This window comes from Bacillus sp. B19-2 (assembly GCF_022832475.1).
GTDB lineage: Bacteria > Bacillota > Bacilli > Bacillales > Bacillaceae > Bacillus > Bacillus paralicheniformis.
This window is the reverse complement of record NZ_JALHKQ010000002.1, coordinates 608,670-629,517: the sequence shown is the minus strand read 5'-3', so window position 1 is coordinate 629,517 and position 20,848 is coordinate 608,670. Positions and strand designations below refer to the sequence as shown.

Here is a 20,848-nt window from a genome sequence, read left to right as displayed (position 1 = left end):
TATCACTCCTGTGTATGGTTTAAATGGATCGATCCTGTCTTCGATTCCAAAAAAACAGTCATGCTATGATCATGATTTTGATTTGCTTTTAGATACATTTCTTTCTGGATTGTCTCGTTTTTTTCTTTTAAAATTTCCGCATCTGGCAGATCATGAGACAGAGAACCGAGATTGCTTTTCAGCTCCGCTGTTACAGCGCAGTCCCGGGGAACATTCAGCTCTACGCTTCCAGTCGTTGTTTTCACATATGCCGTCCGGCAGTGCGGATTTTTGACTGTTGCAGCAATATTGCCGTTAAAGCTCTGCAGGTCAAGCGCATCGCATGAACCTTTAAGATCGATCAATCCATTGATGGTTTCCGCTTCAATCTCTCCGCAAGTATGGTCGGCGAGTTTGATTTGTCCATTTGCAGTTTCCAATGAAGCTTTTCCTGCCGTGAGAGCAGAGAACGACAGCACGCCGTTCGTCGTTTTGGCGGACAGCTCTTTTACGTTTAAATGTTCCCCTCTGACCGGGCCGTTAAACAGCTTAAAGCGGATTTTGCCGTACTCTTTGTCCGGTATATAGACGGTAAGGTTGGTCTTCATTGTTTTTTTCTCCGTACGGATCGTGAACTTATCGCCTTCCACACCGCAGTCGATATGCTGAAGAAAAGCCTGCCTTGCTTCATCCTGATTTTCGGCGCGGTACACTTTTGCCTGGCATTCGACTCTGATGTCGGAATCGCTCCATGGTACAAGGTTGACGCTGCCGTTGGCAAGCTGAATATCCAGAGTCGAAAAATCGGAGTCTTTGAACTGAAATATATGCTGAACCTCGAACGAGTGCCCAAAATTCAAATCCAGGTCTGCTTCTTTCACTTTTTTTACAGCGGTATCAATCCATTCGAACAGTTTGGAACCGATCGAAGGCTTCGGTTCTTTTTTCTTTTCGCTGTAGAAGTCCTCCGAATCAATGACATTTTCAGACAGAGCTGTCACCTTGCTCTCTGTTTCCCTGTAGTCTTCTTCAAGTTTTTCGATCAGGATCAGCGCCTCTTTCGCAGACAGCTTACCTTCCTCGACCAATTTTAAAATTCGCTCTTTCTCCTGTTTCATGAAAAGCTCCCCCGTTCTCCTTCTTTTAGGCCTGAGTCAGCATTTTAATCCCTTGGACAACGTTCCAGACCACAATAATCAAACTGATGATCCCGAAAAAAACGAAACCTCCGATCATGAAAATGACCGCCAAATAACCGCCATCATTAAAGATAAGCGTACCGCTGATTGCGCCTGCTGCCAATATGACTACGCTTATAAACGGAATAATATGCGAAATAAGCGAACGCATCGCATGCTTTTTTGTTTCTTGATCATCTGTTATAAAATACGCAGCGATTGGCAAAATAAGCGGGGCAAAAAAAACGCTAAAATAACAAATTGCAGAAATCAGTGCGTTGTTTCTCGTCATACAAAACACTCCTTATCGATGTAAAGCGTTCTTGTGAGTCTAATGTACAGTGACCTTATACTCAGTTTACGTGTATCATGGCCTTTAAGTTTCATTTTCATTCGATCGGCGTGCGTCAAACTTCGCGAATTGATTTTTTTAGATTTTATGAATAGATTCTTTTTTTATAACCCTTTAAAATATGTGGCAAAGCCAATGAAAAGGAGCGAGCGTTATGAAACAGAAATCGGAAGTACACGCCTCATCCGCCTCCCAGCTTCTTAGTCTGATTCAAGAACAAAAAAGGATGAATCAGGAGATCGTGAACCGATTGGAAGCGATCAATTCCGCTCCTCCGCTTTCCAGCGAAATCCGCTATTTAAAGGTTCTGCTGAACAGCAGCAGCACACACATTTTAAACAGTATGATTGAATCGGCCAAACACATCAGCCGGACTGAACGTTAAACGTTCTCATGAAGTTCGTTTGATATTTCAAGCAGATTTCCGTCGGGATCTCTGATATAAACCGAAATGATCGGTCCTTCAGCGCCTGTCCGCTCTGCGGGGCCTTCTTCAATCTGAATGGACAGCCCTTTCAGATGACGGATCACATCATCAATGCCTGTATTTGTGATGAAACACAGGTCCAGGGAGCCCGGCACCGGGTGCTGTGCCTTCGGCTCAAATTCTTTTCCGGCTTCGTGGAGGTTTATTTTTTGCCTGCCGAATGTCAGCGCTTTTCTTCCTTCTCTAAAAGTGACCGCATCCATTCCCAACACACGGCTGTAAAATTCGCATGTCGCATCAATGTCTTTTACCGTCAGAACCAGATGATCCATCCGATCGATCTTCATCACCCCATCCCCCTTTATGGTTTGTTTTTTACGTTATAACAGCTATTGAATAAAAGAGCAATGAAAATCTTTTGAACAAAGCTTGCCGCTGATCATTCGGCCATTGAAAAAGCTGCCGACGTGACATCGGCAGCATGTTTTTTTACGGTTTGACAGCTTCTTTTTCTTGAAGCCGCTTTTTCATTCTGTTTTTGTCGCGTTCAATGATCGGTTTTAAATAGCGGCCGGTATATGACCCTTCGACTTTCATGACTTCTTCGGGCGGCCCGGAGGCCACGATCGTCCCCCCGCCGTCTCCGCCTTCAGGACCCAAATCGATCAAATAATCAGCTGCTTTTATAATATCGAGATTGTGTTCGATTACAAGCACGGTATCTCCGTTATCGACCAGGCGCTGCAGAACGGCTAAAAGCCTTGCGATATCATCGACATGCAGTCCTGTCGTCGGCTCGTCCAAGATATAAAGTGATCTTCCCGTTGAACGTCGATGAAGTTCAGATGCCAATTTGACCCGCTGCGCTTCTCCCCCGGAAAGCGTTGTAGCCGGCTGTCCGAGCGTAATATAGCCAAGACCGACATCATAGAGGGTCTGCAGCTTGCGCTTGATTTTCGGGATGTTCTCAAAAAATTGAACGGCATTTTCGACTGTCATCTCAAGCACATCAGAAATGTTTTTACCTTTGTATGTGACCTGAAGCGTTTCACGGTTGTACCTCTTTCCGTGGCAAACCTCACAAGGAACGTATACATCTGGCAGGAAGTGCATTTCGATTTTGATAATTCCGTCGCCTTTACAGGCTTCACAGCGTCCGCCTTTGACGTTAAAGCTGAAGCGCCCTTTTTTGTATCCTCTGACTTTCGCTTCATTCGTCTGGGCAAACACGTCACGGATATCATCGAACACGCCGGTATATGTGGCCGGGTTTGACCTTGGCGTCCGGCCGATCGGAGACTGGTCGATGTCGATCACTTTATCGAGGTGCTCGATTCCTTTTATTTCTTTGTACTCTCCCGGTTTTGCCTTCGCCCGATGCAGCTTCTGAGCCAGCGTTTTGTGGAGAATTTCATTGACGAGCGTGCTTTTCCCTGATCCCGATACCCCGGTGACAGCTGTGAACACGCCGAGCGGAAACTTCACGGAAACATTTTTCAAGTTGTTTTCCTTTGCGCCTTTTACCTCGATAAAACGGTTGTCAGGCTTCCTTCTCTCGGCAGGAAGAGGAATGAATTTTTTCCCTGAGAGGTACTGCCCTGTCAGCGATTGATCATCGTTCATCACTTCTTCCGGTGTTCCGGCGGAGATCACTTCTCCCCCGTGTACGCCCGCGCCGGGTCCGATATCAATTAAATAATCGGCGGCAAGCATCGTATCCTCGTCATGCTCGACGACGATCAAGGTGTTTCCGATATCCCTCATATTTTTGAGCGTATCAATCAAGCGGTCGTTATCGCGCTGATGAAGACCGATTGACGGCTCATCAAGGATGTAGAGGACACCGGTCAGCCTTGAGCCGATTTGCGTTGCAAGCCTGATCCGCTGCGCTTCTCCTCCCGACAGAGTGCCGGCTGCGCGGCTGAGCGTCAAATAGTCAAGCCCGACATTGTTCAAAAATCCAAGGCGCTCTTCAATCTCCCGCAAAATGAGGTTGGCGATCTTCATGTCTTTTTCCGAAAGTTCAAGTTCACGGAAAAATTGAAGGGCGTTAGAAACCGACATTTCGGTTATCTTGCCGATGTGAAGGCCGTTTATCAGCACGGCGAGGGATTCCTTTTTCAGACGGTAGCCTTTGCATGAAGGGCACGGCTGATTGGCCATGTATTTTTCCATCAGTTCCCGAACGTAATCCGAGCTCGTTTCTTTATAGCGCCTTTCGATATTGCGGATGACGCCTTCGAATTCAATGTAGTTTTCCCGGACCTGTCCGAAGTCGTTTTCATATCTGAAGTAAATCTGCTCGTCTCCGCTGCCGTAAAGGATCTTTTCAAGCTGGTGCTTCGGCAGCTCCCTGACCGGAACATCCATATCGATTCCATAATGGCTGCATACCGCTTCAAGCAGCTTCGGATAATACTGGGAGCTCTGCGGTTCCCAAGGTGCAATCGCATTTTCCTTTAGCGACAGCTCATCGTTTGGAATGACGAGCTCTATATCGACTTCCAGCTTGGACCCGAGGCCGTCGCAGCTTGGACACGCGCCGAACGGGCTGTTGAAAGAGAACATTCTCGGCTCCAGCTCGCCGATTGAAAAACCGCAATGCGGACAGGCATGATGTTCGCTGAAAAGCAGCTCTTCCTGTCCGATCACATCGATGATCACGCGGCCTTCACCGAGGCGGAGCGCCGTTTCGAGCGAGTCTGTGAGACGGGCTGTTACGCCTTCTTTTATGACGATACGGTCGACGACGACTTCAATCGAATGCTTTTTATTCTTTTCAAGCTCGATGTCTTCTGAGAGATCGTTCATTTCGCCGTCGATCCGGACTCTCACATAGCCTTGTTTTCTGATTTGATCGAGCACTTTCACGTGCGAACCTTTTCTTCCCGAGACGATCGGCGCGAGCACCTGGAGCTTCGTGCGCTCGGGATATTCCAAAATTCTGTCCGTCATCTGTTCGATCGTTTGCGAGGTAATTTCAATGCCGTGAACCGGGCAGACCGGCTTTCCGATTCTGGCAAACAGCAGCCGGAGATAATCGTAGATTTCCGTCACCGTTCCGACTGTCGACCGGGGGTTCCGGCTCGTCGTTTTCTGGTCGATGCTGATCGCCGGCGACAGACCTTCGATCGCATCGACGTCGGGTTTGTCCATCTGTCCTAAAAACTGGCGGGCATATGCGGAAAGAGACTCGACATAGCGCCGCTGCCCCTCTGCATATATCGTATCGAACGCAAGGGATGATTTCCCTGATCCCGAAAGACCTGTCAGCACGACAAGCTGGTCCCTCGGAATAGAGACATCGATATTTTTCAGGTTGTGGGCCCTTGCACCTTTCACCTCAATTCGTTTCGTTGCCATTCTCTATTCATCCTTCCGATTTTAACTCTAGGAGCAAGTCGCGAAGCTCAGCGGCACGTTCAAAGTCAAGCGCTTTTGCGGCTTCCTTCATGTCGTTTTCCATTTGAGCGATCACTTTTTCCCGCTCTTTCTTCGTCATCTTCGAAAGCTTCGGCTCCTCTTTTACTTGATATTCTTCCTGCTCTTCAGCAGCATGAGTTGCCCGGATGACGTCCCTGATCTTCTTGTTGATCGTTTTCGGCGTAATGCCGTGTTTTTCATTATAGGCCTCCTGCTGTTCGCGGCGGCGCTTCGTTTCATTGATTGCGATTTCCATCGAATTGGTGATCTTGTCGGCATACATGATCACGCGGCCTTCGGCATTTCTGGCGGCGCGGCCGATCGTTTGGATGAGCGAACGCTCAGACCGCAAAAAGCCTTCTTTGTCTGCGTCAAGGATGGCGACAAGTGAAACCTCGGGAATATCGAGTCCTTCCCTCAGCAGGTTGATGCCGATGAGAACGTCATGCTTGCCGAGGCGAAGATCGCGGATAATCTCGATCCGCTCCAGCGTTTTAATCTCGGAATGCAGGTACGTGACCTTGATTCCGATTTCCTTCAGATAATCCGTCAAATCCTCGGACATTTTTTTCGTCAGCGTAGTGACGAGGACGCGTTCATTCCGCTCGATTCTCTGCTGGATTTCTCCGATCAGATCATCGATCTGCCCTTCAATCGGCCTTACCTCAATGATCGGATCGAGGAGCCCTGTCGGCCGGATGATCTGCTCTACCATTTCAGGCGTATGCTCAAGTTCATAAGGGCCCGGCGTAGCCGACACATACACGATGTTGTGAATGTGCTTTTCAAACTCTTCAAACCTGAGCGGGCGGTTATCCAAAGCGGAAGGGAGCCTGAATCCGTGATCGACGAGAACCTGTTTTCTCGCCTGGTCTCCGTTGTACATTCCTCTGATCTGCGGCATGGTGACATGCGACTCGTCTATGACCATCAGGAAATCGTCCGGAAAGTAATCGATCAGCGTATATGGAGTCGAACCTGCCGGACGAAGCGTCAAATGTCTTGAATAGTTTTCGATGCCCGAGCAAAAGCCCATTTCGCGCATCATTTCCAAATCGTATCTCGTCCGCTGTTCCAGACGCTGTGCTTCAAGGAGCTTGCCTTCTTCACGAAGCGCTTTAAGGCGCTCTTCCAGCTCCTCTTCAATGTTTATGATCGCTTTCTTCATCTTTTCTTCCCGTGTGACGAAGTGGGAAGCCGGGAAGATCGCGACGTGTTCCCTCTCCCCTAAAATTTCGCCTGTCAGGGCATCCACTTCCCTGATCCGTTCGATTTCGTCCCCGAAAAATTCAACCCGGATGCAGTGCTCATCCCTTGAAGCCGGGAAAATCTCGACGACATCGCCGCGCACCCTGAATGTTCCGCGCTGAAAGTCGATATCATTCCGTGCATATTGGATGTCAACGAGCTTTCTGAGCAGCTCATTCCGCTCGATTTCCATTTCCGCTCTGAGCGAGAGCACCATTTCCCTGTATTCCTCAGGAGAACCCAAGCCGTAAATACAAGAGACACTCGCCACAATGATCACATCTTTGCGTTCAAAAAGAGCAGAAGTGGCAGAGTGCCTTAATTTATCAATCTCATCGTTAATGCTGGCATCTTTTTCGATAAATGTATCAGTCTGAGGCACGTAAGCTTCAGGCTGGTAATAGTCATAATAGCTGACAAAATATTCGACTGCGTTGTTTGGGAAAAATTCCTTAAACTCGCTGTACAGCTGTCCGGCGAGTGTTTTGTTGTGGGCGATGACAAGAGTCGGTTTGTTGACTTCTTTAATCACGTTTGACATCGTAAACGTCTTTCCTGTACCGGTCGCCCCCAAAAGCGTCTGATGCTTTCTGCCTTCATTAATTCCTTTGACAAGCTGATCAATCGCTTTCGGCTGATCCCCCTGGGGCTGATAATTCGAGACTAATTCAAAGCGGTCTTTCACAAAAAAGCCTCCGTTTCTTTACGAAATCTTCCTGCTTATTATTTTAACACACCCGAAGCAAAAATACGAACTAAAGTTCGGTTTCTGTGTTTTCCCACAAAAGCCGGTCCTTCCTGATCTATCAAAAAACCCCTCCTTTTTGTCATCAAAAGCAGGGCTTCACGGCAATCATTCTTACGGTTTCTATGAGTCTTCCTTCTTTTCGCCCGCCTTTTTCGCCGCATAGAGCGAACCGGCTACGAGCGATACAATATCAAGTCCTACAATAAAAAAGGTTTCCGTATAACCTTTTAAATATGAAGCGAACAACAGCGCTGCGGTCAGCGCAATCCCGACGTAATGGTTATAGGTCACCCTTGTAAAAAACAAGACAAGCAAGAAAGGAAATATCAGTGCAAAAACGGCTTTTGTAAACACAAAAACCCTCCTCACGTTTCTTGATCTTATTCGATTATATTAAAGAACAAAGAAACGGACAAACATGGACACTCATTCATTTTGTCCATCATCATGCCGCGTTATTCGGAATCAGACGTTAAAAGGCGAAAAAGAACGAAATTCCGGCGGCCAGGAGGTTCGGCATGGCAAAAACGGCGAGCGTGTTTGCCAGTTTGCCGTTCCACTCCCTGTGCTCTTTCGTTTCCGAATCGTGATTTCCCCTGAACCGGTCACCGCTGACAAATACGCCGGAACATAAAGCAGACAGCAGAATCGCGCCTAGTCCGGCGGCTCCCGAAACTTTGAAAATCAACGTCCAATCCCCTGCCGCAGCCGAAATCAATACAGCTATCAAACAAACAAAAATACCGGCGAGAAAAGCCTTTTTCATCAATCATTCTCCTTCAATCAGTTCTATCCATCATCCTAGCGGAACGTTTTGTAAAAGACAACCAAAAAGTTTCCCCCAAAGGAAAAGCAAAAGCGCCCGAAAAAGCGGCGCTTTATTAACATCAATTATTCTGTTTCTTGTGAGGCGGCTGCCTCAGCATGCTTCATTGCAGCATCCTCTTCTTTTACAAAGATGATGCCAAGCTCATGATGCTCTCCTTCATATGAAGCTCTTTGTTCAAAACGAATTTCATTGTTTAAACCGACGACTTCAAGTTTGAAGAAAGCACGGTTCTTCTGAAGCGCTTCGTAGAAATCCGCCGCATTTTTCACTGCAATCCCGTTGACCTTCGTGATGATTTCGCCGATCTTGAGACCGAGATCGGCTGCCGGCGTGTTCGGAATAACCCCGAGCACCACGAGCCCCTGGTCTCTCTTTGAAAAATGGAAAGGGGCGGAATTATCGTTCATCCGCTGTTTCCATGATAAAAAGGCCCTTCCTGCGATCGCCGTTCCGGCGGCAAGGGCGGCAAGCGGCGTCCACCATACGCTTCCGGCCGCGACCAGCAGAATGATGATACCAAGCACGCTGATGCGCTTCGCTGTAATTTTAATGCTTTCAATCGGAAGCGATCCTTGAACTCTTTGACCGAAGCCGATGAAATAAGGAATCCACAGGAGCTCAAAGCCGCCGTTAAATGACAGAACGGGCCACCACGGAACCGATGATTCGATCGCATGTCCCGGAATGAGAATGAACAACGGCAAAAGCCAGGTTCTGCCCGCAATCTGCTGGCCGATCGGGAGCCCCCTTTTGCTCATGACGATCGCAGGGGAAGTTTTGATATGTGCCGTTTTGTAGACGAGCACTCCTTCCGCTACCAACAGAAGTCCGAGCAGGACGGCAGCAGCCGGCCAATTCGCGAGGGACAGCTGCGGAAGAAATGCGTCAAGCGCTCCGAAACCGGTGTATTCAATACATAAACCGGCGACGATGCTCACGCCAAGCGTATATGCCGCTGACAGCAGACTCTGTCTGAAAGTTAAAGCTGCGGCAACGCTGACCGCCGCTATTAAAACCAGCATACCCATCGGGAGAGACAGCCCTAAGCCGAACGAAACAATGGACAGCACGAGTCCTGCCAAGAGTCCTTTGGAATATGTAAACTTAAACTCGTCATAAATATCTTCAATACGCGTATGAAACGTCTTTCTTTCACGTTTGATCCGGGCATAGCCGTAAGCAAGACTTATGATCATCATAAAATAGAAGAGCGGGTGCAGAAAAAACAATCCTGCTCCTTTTAAAAGTTCAATTAAGCTTTCTTCAACTGACAAGGGAACGTTCACCGCCTCAGCCAAGCATTTCAGGCCGCCTTAAATACGGCAGCTTTTTAACGTTGGATATTTTAGGGAAACCCAGCTTGTCTAAAGCGTCGGCACGAGGAAATGACGGGCGGCCGTTCAGGCGGGATGCCTGAGCCGTCAGCCGCAGAAACTTTCGTCATGATGCTTTAACGCCGGTGCTTTTCAAGCGCATTCGTGACGACAAATGCTGGCACCTTTAGGCAAGCTGGTGCATTTTATTATTATTCTAACAAATAATAAAATGCTTGGGTATGGTAAACGTGAGGTTTATTTCTCCTGGCTCATCCAAAGCGTCACATTCGACAAAGAAAAGTCTTTCAGGTAATGATTGACTTCGACATCTAGAATATCTCCTATCAGCTGCATTGACCGCTTGATATCGGTCAGATTGATGCCGAGCCGCTTGTGGTTGTCCATCAAGTAGTTGAAATAAAGTTCCGCGCAATCCTCATTGATATCCTCTACACTTTCGACCGAAGTGTAGTTTACGAGGTATCTGCTGAACAGCATAAGCAATCCTACTGCCTTTGTAGCGGAAAACGTAACGTCTTGTGATCGAACTTTTAACTGCTCCACTAATTCATAGTATTTTTTCTCTCTCACAATACTTGCCCTCTTCAATCGTGTACCCCCATTTATTATTTATATATAAGAAAAGCGCAAGCGTCAGACGACTCCACCAACAGAGACGAAGAACGCAAACAGCGCTAACATTCTCCGCAAAAAAAATGCACACATTATAATTCTTGAAAAAGCTTTGGTTCTATTTTAAAAAGTTTTCCTTAGTTATACAACTTGCAAAAGTTACATTTTTACTGCATCTTTACATCCTTATAAAGTCTCCCATACACTTATGTTATCGGGTCAATTCTATTCATTATGAATGTTTTTTTTATGAAAAAACAAAAATTTTAGGTAAAAAGGTTGAGAATTTACTTTCTGAGAATAAAAAAAGTGAGGACATCCTGTATCCTCACTTTTTGTTAAACAGCACTTTTAATGCGGTTTGCAGCTGAAGGTCGTTCTTTTCTTTCATCTTTTTCTCTTCAATCCGCAGGTTCATTCTATTTGCCGTTTTTTGGTCAATAATGCCCGTTTGTTTCAGCTTGTTTTCTGCCTGAAACGCCATGACAGCTTTTTTTGTGCCTTCACTGTAATAGCCGTCTTCCCGGCCAGGGACAAACCCGAGGCCTTTCAGGAGGTGCTGCGCCCGCTTAATTTCATTGTTGTTCATATCCGGCTTGAGAGGCTCCTTCAACTGTACAGGCCCCACTGAGAAATATGCGGGCTGGGCGACTGGAACGGTCGGCTGAATTCCCTGCTTATGGATCCAATTTCCTTTAGGTGTCAGCCATTTGTACAGCGTCAGCTTAATATTGCTTCCGTCTCCCATCGGAACCGCCTGCTGGACGGTTCCCTTTCCAAAGGAAGGATCGCCCACCACGTCGTAGCCCTCGGCTTCTTTTAATGCACCAGCAAGAATTTCCGACGCTGAAGCGCTGCCCTTGTCCGTAATCACGCTCACAGGATATGGTTTTTTCTCTTTTAATTTTGAGAAGTATTGTTTTTTATTTCCGTTTCTTTCGGCGATTTGTATATACGGATGATCTTTTGTCACAAAATGTTTTAAAATGTCTTCAACGCTTTGCAAGTACCCGCCCGGATTGCCTCTTACATCCAAAACGAGCCCTTTTATTCCCTTTTTCTCAAGCTTTTTCAGTTCAGCAGTAAAATCTTTTGCCGTATGTTCGGAAAAGGAAGATATTGCGATATAGCCGACAGGTTTGTCCTGTACTTTTTTAATGGAAGCAAATACCGTTTCCAGCGGAATTTCATCGCGCTTAATCGTAAATGTCAGCTGATCTCTCATGCCGGGGCGGTGAACTTTCAGCGTAACCGTCGATCCCTTTTTGCCCCTGATCTTTAATACGGCGTCATTCAAATCCATTCCGGCCATGGAATCGCCGTCGATGCTGATGATTTCATCGTTCGGCTTTAATCCGGCTTTCTCTGCCGGAGACTGTTTAAAAGGAGAAACGATAATGATTTTTCTGTTTTCCATTCCGATTTCTGCGCCGATTCCTTCAAAAGAGGAATCAAGGGAATCTGAAAACCGCTTTGCCGTCTGTTTATCCATATAAACCGAGTATGGGTCATTCAATGTTGAAAGCATGCCCTGTATGGCTCCTTCCAACAGCTTTTCCCTGTCGACCTGCTCCACATATTCATTTGAAATCAGGTCATATGCTTTCTCAATTTTCTCCAATTCGTTTCTGGCGGCAGCCGCTGATACTTTTGGAACGACATCATGAAACGGAATCGGGCCGGCGCCTGTTACCAAGCCGCATAACAGGCTGAGCGCAATGATGAGCCGTGCAATCTTCTGATTCATCCTATACCTCCTCTTCTGCCTGCACTATGTTTTGTTGCTTGAAGTAGTATGCGCCAAAACCGCCCGTATCATGTAATCGTTTTTCCATTCACAGCAAAAAAATGCCGGATTAACCGAGAGCTTTTGCTTATATGGACCTCACCCGCTTGATGATTTCTTCTGTCACTTCATCCGTCGTACTTGAACCGCCGATATCAGGCGTCAAGTAACCGCTTTTTAGAACGTCTTCGATCACGTCAAGCAATCTGGCACCGAGTTCTTCTTCTCCAAAATGATCAAGCATCATTTTAGCCGTCCAGATTTGGCCGACCGGGTTTGCAATTCCTTTGCCGGTAATATCCGGGGCAGAGCCGTGCACAGGCTCAAACATGGACGGATATTTGCCGTTTACATTGATATTGGCGGCCGGCGCCACGCCTATGCTTCCCATAATCGCCGCCCCGATATCGGTCAAAATATCGCCGAATAAGTTGCTGGCCACAATGACGTCAAGCTTCTCCGGCTTCGTTACAAAAAAGGCCGACAACGCGTCAATGTGCTGCGAATCAGCGGTAATACCAGGGTAGTCTTTTGCCGTGTTCGCAAAGACTTCATCCCAAAAAGGCATTGAATAAACGATTCCGTTCGATTTTGTTGCGCTTGTGACATGCTTTTTCCGTTTAGCCGCCAACTCAAATGCAAAGCGCATCGCCCTCTCCGCCCCTTTTCTTGAAAAAACTGCATTTTGAATGGCGATTTCATCTTCATCTCTGAAGATTCTCCCTCCGATCGAGCTGTATTCCCCTTCACTGTTTTCCCTGACGACAAGGAGATCGAAATCTTTTGGATTGGCCAGCGGAGACTTGATTCCTTGCAAATATTTTGCTGGTCTAACATTGATGACCTGTTCAAATTCGCGGCGGATTTTAATGAGCAGCCCCCATAGTGAAATATGATCGGGGACAAGCTTGCTGTTTCCTACCGCTCCAAGGAAGATGCTGTCGAACTCTTTCAGCTGCTCCATACCGTCATCGGGCATCATTTCCCCGTGTTCCAAATAATACTCGCAGCTGTATGGAAACTCAGTAAACCGAAATGAGAGTCCCCCGTGAACCTCGGAAACCGCTTTCAAAACTCGCTGTGCAGCAGGTACGACTTCTTTTCCTACTCCGTCACCGGGTATGCTGGCAATGTTGAATACTTTCATTAGATCATCCCCCTTTTAAATAGTCGACTGTCGACAGATGTCACTTTCATTCTATACCTTGTGTTATTTTCTGACAAGATGATTTTAAGAGAGTAAAGGAGGGGATTGTTTATTTTCAGTGTAACAATAGCTTTGTTGGCCTTCACTGGATGTACACGCAGCCTTGGATGGTGAAGAAATACCATATGTAAAAAAGACGAAATAAAAAAAGCTGCACTCTTATCGCAATGCAGCTGCATGAGGCTGGAAAAGGAACACATTTTCCAGCCTCACTTCAATACCATGATGGGCGGGGTTTCCCCAGCCTTATTAAAAAGCCCCATTAATCGTCTGTCATCGTCTTCTTAAAACAAACATACATAAACAGGGCTGCGCCTAGAACCCAAACAGCTATAATACCGAGCGGCAGCCAGGAGCTGGTTTCGTGTATTTCAATCGCTTGCATAATTGGAAAAGTATCGGCAACTTTAATGATGATACTGTCTTTATCCAAGCCAAGAAATTCAATCATCGGTGTAAACCCGAACAGCAACATCACTGGCATGATATATGCAGACGTTGCAGCGATTGACTTGGAAAATAGGCCTATACCAATGCCAAGCAATAAAAAGTATAAGAACAATAAGATCAACCCAAGAAGCGCTCTGACATTAAGGAACGGGTCAAAACCAACGATGATGAGTGATACGACAAGGGAAATCAAAGTCATCAATCCGGTCACAAGACTTTTGCCGACAATGATATCCAGAAACGACGCTGGTGACTGAATCAGACCGCGTAATGTCTTCTTTTCATTTTCCTCCGCCATCATTGTCATCATGCCGCTTGAAGTAACCGATGTATACGTTACCCCTACAATGATATACATGACAAAAATAGGGAGCTCTTTACCACCACTCATCCGCCCATATAAAAGCGATAATATAATCGGGATTACCGGCATCATCAATAGCATCATATTTTTCATAAAATCTTTTATATCTTTTTCAAAGATGGCACTTATACGTTGAATATTCATTATACCAACTCCTCCCCAGTCACTTTCAAAAAGATTTGGCCCAGCGTCGGATTGTCCGTATGCATTGATTTCACTCGATTATTGATCATCAATTCCTTAATGTGATCCGCATTCTCTGGTTTATTTTTGATGACGATCCGTTCTCCATCAAATGTTTCAACATGAAATGCGTGCGTCGAGTACTTGTAACGGATTTCATCCGGACGATCCAGTTCCACTATTTCACCTTTGTGCAAAAACGCAACACGGTCACACAATTGATTCGCTTCTTCCATATTGTGAGTTGTCAGGAAAATGGTTGTTCCCGCTTCATTCAGCTTCTTTAGTCCACGGTGAATGTGCGCTATATTTCCCGGGTCCAATGCAGATGTTGGTTCATCCAGAAATACCAGTTCAGGTTTATGAATGAGTGCTTTAGCCAGTAGTACACGCTGTTTCATCCCTTTTGACAACTTCGAGACCGTTTTCGTTCGCTGATCGTGCAGGTTAACCTCACGCAAAATCACATCGATTTGACTTAACGGAGCATGGTACAATTTACAAAATAATTTCAGATTATCATAGATCGTCAGTCGCTCATATAGTGAACTGTTATCAGATAATATCCCGACCTTGGATTTAAAATCGGCTGTTCCAATCCGGGATGAATCCATCCCGAGTACCATAACTTTACCCGCCGATTGTCCAAGTTCTCCCGTTAAGATTTTAATCGTTGTTGTTTTGCCAGATCCGCTTGGTCCAAGCAATCCAAAAATTTCACCCTTTTTCACATGAAAACTGACATCTTTTATAGCTGTGTGTCGTCCAAACGATTTCCGCATTCCTGTTACTTTCATTGCATATTCCAACTGAATACCCCCTTCGATTAGCTGCTCTCATCGTAACGGATATAACCAGCTGATGCCGTAATATGAGAACGGAATGTACCATCACGAATGTAAACTGTACCTGTCTTCAGTTGTAAAATACGTGCAAATGCTGTTTGTTTGGGGTGAACGGTACCTATTTCAGACTGAATTTTTCCTGAATGTCTTGTATTTTCGTTCGTGACAAAGGAATCGTCGACTGGGATTTGTTATCGATTCGCAGTGAATATGTATTTTTAGACCATGTAATGATTTCACGGACTTTTTGTAAATTGACGATATATGAACGATGACATCGATAAAATCCATAAACCGCTAATTTTTTCTCGATTTCTGCCAGTGTGGAATCCATCGCATATGATTCATCCTGAACAACGATCATCGCTTTGCCATCCTGACTTTCGATGTAGTCAATCTCCAAGGGGTCAAATAATATCATCTTGTCATCGACTTTTGCCGGAACCTTGAAAAAATTTGCAGTCGCCGCTGTTCCAATGTTTTTAGCTTCCGACGCACTTTCTTCTGCTTCGATGATTTCGATTTGCTGTATACCATTTTTCTGAAGTTTGTATGCGATATCCCCAAGCAGCAGAGCGTGCTCCATATTGGATACTAAGATCATGACAGGTATGTGATGATCCCTCAATTTTTGCAGCATGTTCATAAAAGTATTCATTGTTCTGACATCAGCGCCATGGATCGGCTCGCGGAAAATCATCGGCTGAACACCGCTCATGAAATACTTAGCAAAATAGACACGGCGAATGTCAGATTCCGAACATTTATGCAGCGTTTTTTTGGCACAGTTTTGTAATTCAAACAGCACAAGAATTTCAGGCAATGGCGTGTCACAGCCGAACCATTTATGAAAAAAAGTGATATTCTCCTCCACCGTCAGGCGCTGATACAAGCCTTCCTGTTGATCAAAAACGGTCCATTTGCCATTGTTCTCAAGCACCTTTACCAGTTCGGCCTGCATCTCCGTATCACTATATACTGTCGCGGCATAAGTATCCTCGATCGTAAGCGTAAATGGCGGTAGCGACTCGCTGTTTATCATCTCTTCATGAATTGTAAATTGTGTCATCATGTAAACTCCTGTTCAAACAGATCTTCTTTTTTAAGATTAATTTAGTATACCATGAAGTGCTTTGGAGTTTATTCTACTTTTTTGGCTTAATGATTCCATAGCAAAATCTCCAGAAAAAAAGATGGAGCCACTTTTTAAATGACAAAAAGCCGATTCGGTCCATTTCCGGACGAATCGGCTTTCATTTTTAAAGCGGTATATAATTGGCCGGGTCAACAGCATTGGATTTCGCGTTGTTCCAAAGGCCTTTATGCATTTCAAAGTGAAGATGCTGCCCGTAGGATTGGCCTGTATTTCCCATCGTTCCGATCACTTGTCCTTGTTCAACACGCTGGCCTGTCTGCACTTTAATCGAAGACATATGAGCGTAGACCGTCTGATATGTTTGCCCGTTGATGTTATGGGTAATAAACACAACATTGCCGTAGCTGGACGAGTAATGGGCGTTATAGACCGTTCCGGCGGCTGCCGCATGAATCGGAACACCTGAACCGCGCTTGGCGATATCTACTCCGAAGTGATTCCCGAGCGAACGGTTTCCGAACCCGGAAGTAAATGTGCCGGAAGCAGGACGGATAAAGCCTGAGCTGCTTGGTGCCGACGGTTTAGAAGAAGAGGCTTCCGATTGGCCGCTTGAAGCCCGGCGGCTCGCTTCAGCTTCCTGCTTTTTCCGATGCGCCTCTTCAGCTTTGATCGCTTCATTCTGACGCTTTAAAATTTCTGCTTCATTTTCGAGTGAACCAAGTTCTTCATGCGCGTGATCTTTATCTTGCTTCACTTTTTTCATGACGTTTGCTTTCTCTTTTTGCTGCTTGGCGAGCGTCTTTTTTAAATCTTCCAGGTCTTTGAGCGCTTTTTCAAGGCTTTCAAGATCCTTGCTCAGCTTTGTTTCCTTTTCCTCAACAAGCTGAAGGTCGCGCTTTTGCTCTTCCATCAGGTCTTTATCAGCTTCGACAATTGTCGAAACCGCACCCGCACGGCTGATGAAATCCCCAAAGCTTTTCGAGCCGAGAAGCACATCTATGTATTGAACGGAACCGCCGTTTTCCTGCATGGAGCGAACCCGGTCTTTCAATATTTTATTGCGTTTCTCAATCTTTTCTTTAAGCTTTTTGATTTGCTTTTTCAGCTCTTCAATGCTTTTCTTTGTTTGGTCGATTTCTTCGTTTTTCTTTTCCAGCTTTTCATTCGTGTCCGTCATCTGACGGTCGATTTTCTCGATCTCGCTTTTCAGGCCTGCTTCTTTTGATTCAAGCTTTGAAAGCTCCTGTTTCTTTTTTTCGAGTTTTGACTCGTTTTCAGATTTTTTGCTTTGAACGTCGCTCTTTTTTTTCTCCAAGTCTTCATAAGCTAAAGCATGGTTGCTTTTTAAGGGGATCAGCACTGCTGACGATCCGAGCACAGCGGTCAGCCCCAGCGTCATAAGCTTTCTTTTCAACCTTGGTTCCTCCTTGCCTTCAGAATCAAGGGAGCCCGGCGCTTTGCAGGCATCCCAGCTTTAAACATGATACAACCGGCGAGAGCGCCGGTTTAAACTTTTAAGAATTTGCGAATCGACATCAAGCTTCCCCATACACCGATAACGGCTCCGATCAGCACAAGGATCGCTGAAATCTGGAAGACGAACGGATTGTACGGCAAGAGCTGTATGAATGTGCCCTGAACTTTCGGAGCGATCCACTGAACGGCATGATGATACGTTCCGAGCAAAATAGCGATCGGAATGATAGAACCGCATACGCCCAAGAGCAGACCTTCAATGAAGAATGGCCAGCGAATGAACCAGTTTGTTGCGCCTACAAGTTTCATAATCTCGATTTCTTTGCGTCTTGCAAAAATCGTGATTTTGATCGTATTAGAGATTAAAAACATCGCCGTAAACAGCAAGCCGACAACCAATGCAATCCCGATTACTTTGGTTACACCGCTGATTTTAAATAAGCGGTCTACCTGCTCCTGCCCGTATGTCACTTTATAGACGTTGGTCAGCTTCTCTAGCTTCTTGGCAGCTTTCGGCGTGTCTTGAGGGTCTGTTGTCTTTACGACAAACGCATCGTTCAGCGGGTTTTCCTGCTCGAACATCGCAAAGAATTTCCCGTCTTCGCCAAAGCTGTCTTTCAGGTTTTTCAGCTCTTCATCTTTAGATGAGTATTTGACACTGCTGATTTCCGGTATTTGTTTAATTTCTTTTTCCAATGTATTTTTTTGATCCTGGTTGGCCGTCAAGTCAACAAGCACTTTGACTTCAACTTCCTGTTCGGCTTTTAATGTCATATTGTATACGTTCAGCATGATGACCATGAACACGCCGACCAAGATAAGTGTAACAGTTACAGCACTGATGGATGCGAAAGTCATCCACGCGTTTCTCCCGAGAGATTTTAAGCTCTCGCGCAAATGCCGTCCGAGAGTTCTAATCATAAGAACCATACTCCCCTCTAGCTTCATCACGCACAATGACCCCGTCTTCGATTGCGATGACCCGTTTCTTCATGGTGTTTACGATTTCTTTGTTATGAGTCGCCATAACGACTGTTGTTCCGCGGTTGTTGATTTCCTCGAGCGTCTTCATGATTTCCCAAGACGTCTCAGGGTCAAGATTTCCCGTCGGCTCGTCTGCGATCACGACATCAGGGTCGTTGACGATTGACCGTGCAATTGAAACCCGCTGCTGTTCTCCCCCGGACAGCTGATCAGGGAATTGCCTTGCTTTGTGTTTCAGCTGGACAAGATCAAGCACTTCAAGCACTTTTTTTCTGATCACCTCTGGACGCTCCCCGATGACCTCTAAAGCAAATGCAACATTTTCAAACACCGTCAGCTTCGGCAGCAGTTTAAAGTCCTGGAATACAACGCCGATTTTCCTTCTGATAAAAGGAATCTCTTTTTCTTTGAGCTGCGCCAAATTTTTATTGTTTATGACAATCTTCCCTTTGGAAGGCTTTTCTTCGCGGTAAATCATTTTAATGAAGGTTGATTTTCCTGCTCCGCTCGGTCCTACAACATAAACAAATTCTCCGGGATATATAGAGATGCTTATTCCGTTCAGCGCCGAGACCCCGTTGGAATAAGTCTTATATACATCTTTTATTTCGATCATGTAATCACCTAATCTTCTATGTTTATACGGTCATACTCTTCGAAAGGACATGTCGTTTTGTGTCCTGCTAAATTCACGATAAATGGTATTGATTCAAGCCCTTTTTCAACAACACCCATTATACGTCAAGATTAGACAAAATGATATTACAGTTTTGTTTCAATGCTGACATAAGTTATAGGAAAAACGCAAAATCAGACAAAAAATTTGTACTTTGGGCCTTTTCTGAGATAAAAGAACTTGTTTTTCTTCATTTTTCAATAGGTATAAAGACCTTTTCAACAAAAAAAGAACCTTTTTCACCCGAATGTGAAGAAGGTTCTCTTCGCCTCCTGACCGGCAAGGCATTCTTATTTTTTCTCTGAAAGCCACTTCGCGACCGCTTCAGCTTCTTTTTCGTCTACAAGATTGCCAGGCATCCCGCCGCGGCCGTTGACTACAATGTCCTTAATTTCGCCTTCCTTATACTTGCCGCCAACCTCTTTCAAGCTCGGGGCGGAACCGCCGGCCAAATCCTTACCATGGCAGCCTGTGCAGTTTTGCTGGTAAATCTCTTCCCCGTCCGTTGCAGTTGCTTGCCCGCCTGTGTTTTTCTCTTTGCTTTCGTTGTTATTGCCGCCGCAGGCAGCCAGCACAAAAGAAACAGCCATAAACAGAGTAAACAGCTTCATTTTCATTTTTTCAAGTCAGCTCCTTTAACAAGTCAACCTTTATTATAACCTCGATTACGCGCGTTTAAAACCCTCGCCAAGCACCTCTGAAGCATCCATCGCAATGACAAATGCAGACTCATCAATGTGTTTCACGAGTTGTTTCAGCTTTGTGAACTCGGTCTGGCCGACCACGCACATCAGAATGGGCCGCTCATCATCTGTATAGCCTCCGACCGCTGATATTTTCGTAATCCCTCTGTCAATTTTATTCAGTACCGCATGTCGAACTTCCTCTTCCCTGTTGGTAATGATCATCGCCATTTTGGAACGGTTCAGCCCGACCTGGATGACATCGATGGTTTTGCTTGATATATAAACGCCAAGCATAGCATACAGTCCCTGTTCGATGTTAAAAACAAACATCGCCGACAGGACGATCGTTCCGTCGATCAGCGCCAAACATTTGCCTTGCGAAAGCCCGGTGTACTTATGAATGATTTGCGCAGCCAGCGCAGTCCCGCCAGTCGAACCCCTTCCGAGAAAGACCATCCCGATTCCGACTCCGATGCCGACACCGCCGAAAATGGCGGCTAAGAGCGGATTCTCTGTCGCCGGAGCAATGTCCCGCGTCATATATACGACAAACGGGAGAAAAACAGACCCGACAAGCGTCTTAATGCCGAATTTTCCTCCGAGTATGAGAACCCCGGCAATAAATAAAGGAATATTAAATGCCCATTGCACATAGGCGGCTTCAAAGCCGAACGATTGCAAAATGGTGCTGATGCCGCTGACTCCGCCGGCTGCAATCCGGTTGGGAAGCAGAAACATATTAAATGTCACAGCGACGACAGCTGATCCAAACAGGATATAGCCGTAGTCACGCAGCACCGTAAACAATTGATATCTCGTTTTGTTCATCTTCATGTCTGTCATCCTCCGCACGATTCGTTACCAATCGAGAGTATAGCATTTAGCTTATTGTAAGTAAATAACAGCCAAATAACGTATTAATCGGATAAAGCGGCAGAGGGACAAAGCTTCTTACGGCTTAG

The 20,848-nt window shown here is 45.8% G+C and carries 20 protein-coding genes; 1 reads left to right on the top strand and 19 read right to left on the bottom strand.

All coding sequences use genetic code 11. The features are described from left to right. Positions 1-2: 2 nt before the first annotated feature. Positions 3-1,097, bottom strand: a complete 1,095-nt coding sequence (locus tag MST20_RS10290) for a DUF4097 family beta strand repeat-containing protein (protein WP_243941974.1) — start codon at positions 1,095-1,097, stop codon at positions 3-5. Positions 1,098-1,122: 25 nt separating this feature from the next. Next, positions 1,123-1,449, bottom strand: a complete 327-nt coding sequence (locus MST20_RS10285; RefSeq protein ID WP_043926660.1) for a DUF4870 domain-containing protein — start codon at positions 1,447-1,449, stop codon at positions 1,123-1,125. Between the two features lie 214 nt (positions 1,450-1,663). Between MST20_RS10285 and MST20_RS10280 the strand changes: the two genes are divergently transcribed. After that, positions 1,664-1,894, top strand: a complete 231-nt coding sequence (locus tag MST20_RS10280) for a hypothetical protein (protein ID WP_165428198.1) — start codon at positions 1,664-1,666, stop codon at positions 1,892-1,894. Here the strand turns inward: MST20_RS10280 and MST20_RS10275 are convergent. The 17 genes from MST20_RS10275 to MST20_RS10195 all read right to left on the bottom strand — a co-directional run bounded on the left by MST20_RS10275 (position 1,891) and on the right by MST20_RS10195 (position 20,720). Beyond that, positions 1,891-2,283 carry a VOC family protein gene (locus MST20_RS10275; RefSeq protein ID WP_205689334.1) on the bottom strand — a complete coding sequence of 131 codons (393 nt, stop codon included), beginning with the start codon at positions 2,281-2,283 and terminating at the stop codon, positions 1,891-1,893. The two genes, MST20_RS10280 and MST20_RS10275, sit on opposite strands and share 4 nt — an antisense overlap. Positions 2,284-2,425: 142 nt before the next feature. Further along, a complete protein-coding gene (uvrA, locus tag MST20_RS10270) occupies positions 2,426-5,299 on the bottom strand; it encodes an excinuclease ABC subunit UvrA (RefSeq protein WP_165428200.1) in 2,874 nt (957 codons plus the stop codon). A gap of 7 nt (positions 5,300-5,306) precedes the next feature. Further along, a complete protein-coding gene (gene uvrB / locus MST20_RS10265; protein WP_165428201.1) occupies positions 5,307-7,292 on the bottom strand; it encodes an excinuclease ABC subunit UvrB in 1,986 nt (661 codons plus the stop codon). Between the two features lie 183 nt (positions 7,293-7,475). Next, a complete protein-coding gene (locus tag MST20_RS10260; protein WP_020453089.1) occupies positions 7,476-7,709 on the bottom strand; it encodes a CsbA family protein in 234 nt (77 codons plus the stop codon). Positions 7,710-7,827: 118 nt separating this feature from the next. Beyond that, positions 7,828-8,121, bottom strand: a complete 294-nt coding sequence (locus MST20_RS10255; RefSeq protein WP_243941971.1) for a DUF5316 domain-containing protein — start codon at positions 8,119-8,121, stop codon at positions 7,828-7,830. 125 nt (positions 8,122-8,246) lie between these two features. Further along, the gene (locus tag MST20_RS10250; protein WP_481747901.1) at positions 8,247-9,482 is read right to left on the bottom strand and encodes a PDZ domain-containing protein; all 1,236 of its coding nucleotides are present in this window, start codon (positions 9,480-9,482) and stop codon (positions 8,247-8,249) included. A gap of 273 nt (positions 9,483-9,755) precedes the next feature. After that, positions 9,756-10,109: a swarming motility protein SwrAA gene (swrA, locus tag MST20_RS10245; RefSeq protein ID WP_003185659.1), complete on the bottom strand. Its 354-nt coding sequence runs from the start codon at positions 10,107-10,109 to the stop codon at positions 9,756-9,758. A gap of 352 nt (positions 10,110-10,461) precedes the next feature. Continuing rightward, the gene (ctpB, locus tag MST20_RS10240; RefSeq protein ID WP_243941969.1) at positions 10,462-11,880 is read right to left on the bottom strand and encodes a carboxy-terminal processing protease CtpB; all 1,419 of its coding nucleotides are present in this window, start codon (positions 11,878-11,880) and stop codon (positions 10,462-10,464) included. A gap of 127 nt (positions 11,881-12,007) precedes the next feature. Continuing rightward, on the bottom strand, positions 12,008-13,066 hold the full coding sequence (locus tag MST20_RS10235) for a tartrate dehydrogenase (RefSeq protein WP_243941967.1): 1,059 nt from the start codon (positions 13,064-13,066) through the stop codon (positions 12,008-12,010). A gap of 322 nt (positions 13,067-13,388) precedes the next feature. Then, complete coding sequence (locus MST20_RS10230; RefSeq protein ID WP_243941965.1) at positions 13,389-14,084, bottom strand: ABC transporter permease; 696 nt, start codon at positions 14,082-14,084, stop codon at positions 13,389-13,391. After that, positions 14,084-14,932, bottom strand: coding sequence for an ABC transporter ATP-binding protein (locus MST20_RS10225; RefSeq protein ID WP_243941963.1), 849 nt, complete (start codon positions 14,930-14,932; stop codon positions 14,084-14,086). The genes MST20_RS10230 and MST20_RS10225 overlap by 1 nt, the downstream gene beginning before the upstream one ends. 154 nt (positions 14,933-15,086) lie before the next feature. Then, positions 15,087-16,037 carry a LytTR family transcriptional regulator DNA-binding domain-containing protein gene (locus MST20_RS10220; RefSeq protein ID WP_243941961.1) on the bottom strand — a complete coding sequence of 317 codons (951 nt, stop codon included), beginning with the start codon at positions 16,035-16,037 and terminating at the stop codon, positions 15,087-15,089. A 190-nt stretch (positions 16,038-16,227) separates the two neighbouring features. Then, the gene (locus tag MST20_RS10215) at positions 16,228-17,478 is read right to left on the bottom strand and encodes a murein hydrolase activator EnvC family protein (protein ID WP_243941960.1); all 1,251 of its coding nucleotides are present in this window, start codon (positions 17,476-17,478) and stop codon (positions 16,228-16,230) included. A gap of 92 nt (positions 17,479-17,570) precedes the next feature. Continuing rightward, positions 17,571-18,461 carry a permease-like cell division protein FtsX gene (gene ftsX, locus MST20_RS10210; protein ID WP_065644265.1) on the bottom strand — a complete coding sequence of 297 codons (891 nt, stop codon included), beginning with the start codon at positions 18,459-18,461 and terminating at the stop codon, positions 17,571-17,573. Next, a complete protein-coding gene (ftsE, locus tag MST20_RS10205; RefSeq protein WP_003185670.1) occupies positions 18,454-19,140 on the bottom strand; it encodes a cell division ATP-binding protein FtsE in 687 nt (228 codons plus the stop codon). The genes ftsX and ftsE overlap by 8 nt, the downstream gene beginning before the upstream one ends. 350 nt (positions 19,141-19,490) lie before the next feature. Next, positions 19,491-19,817, bottom strand: coding sequence for a cytochrome c551 (gene cccB / locus MST20_RS10200; protein ID WP_043926672.1), 327 nt, complete (start codon positions 19,815-19,817; stop codon positions 19,491-19,493). 48 nt (positions 19,818-19,865) lie between these two features. Continuing rightward, positions 19,866-20,720 carry a YitT family protein gene (locus MST20_RS10195; RefSeq protein WP_243941958.1) on the bottom strand — a complete coding sequence of 285 codons (855 nt, stop codon included), beginning with the start codon at positions 20,718-20,720 and terminating at the stop codon, positions 19,866-19,868. Between the last annotated feature and the right edge of the window lie 128 nt (positions 20,721-20,848).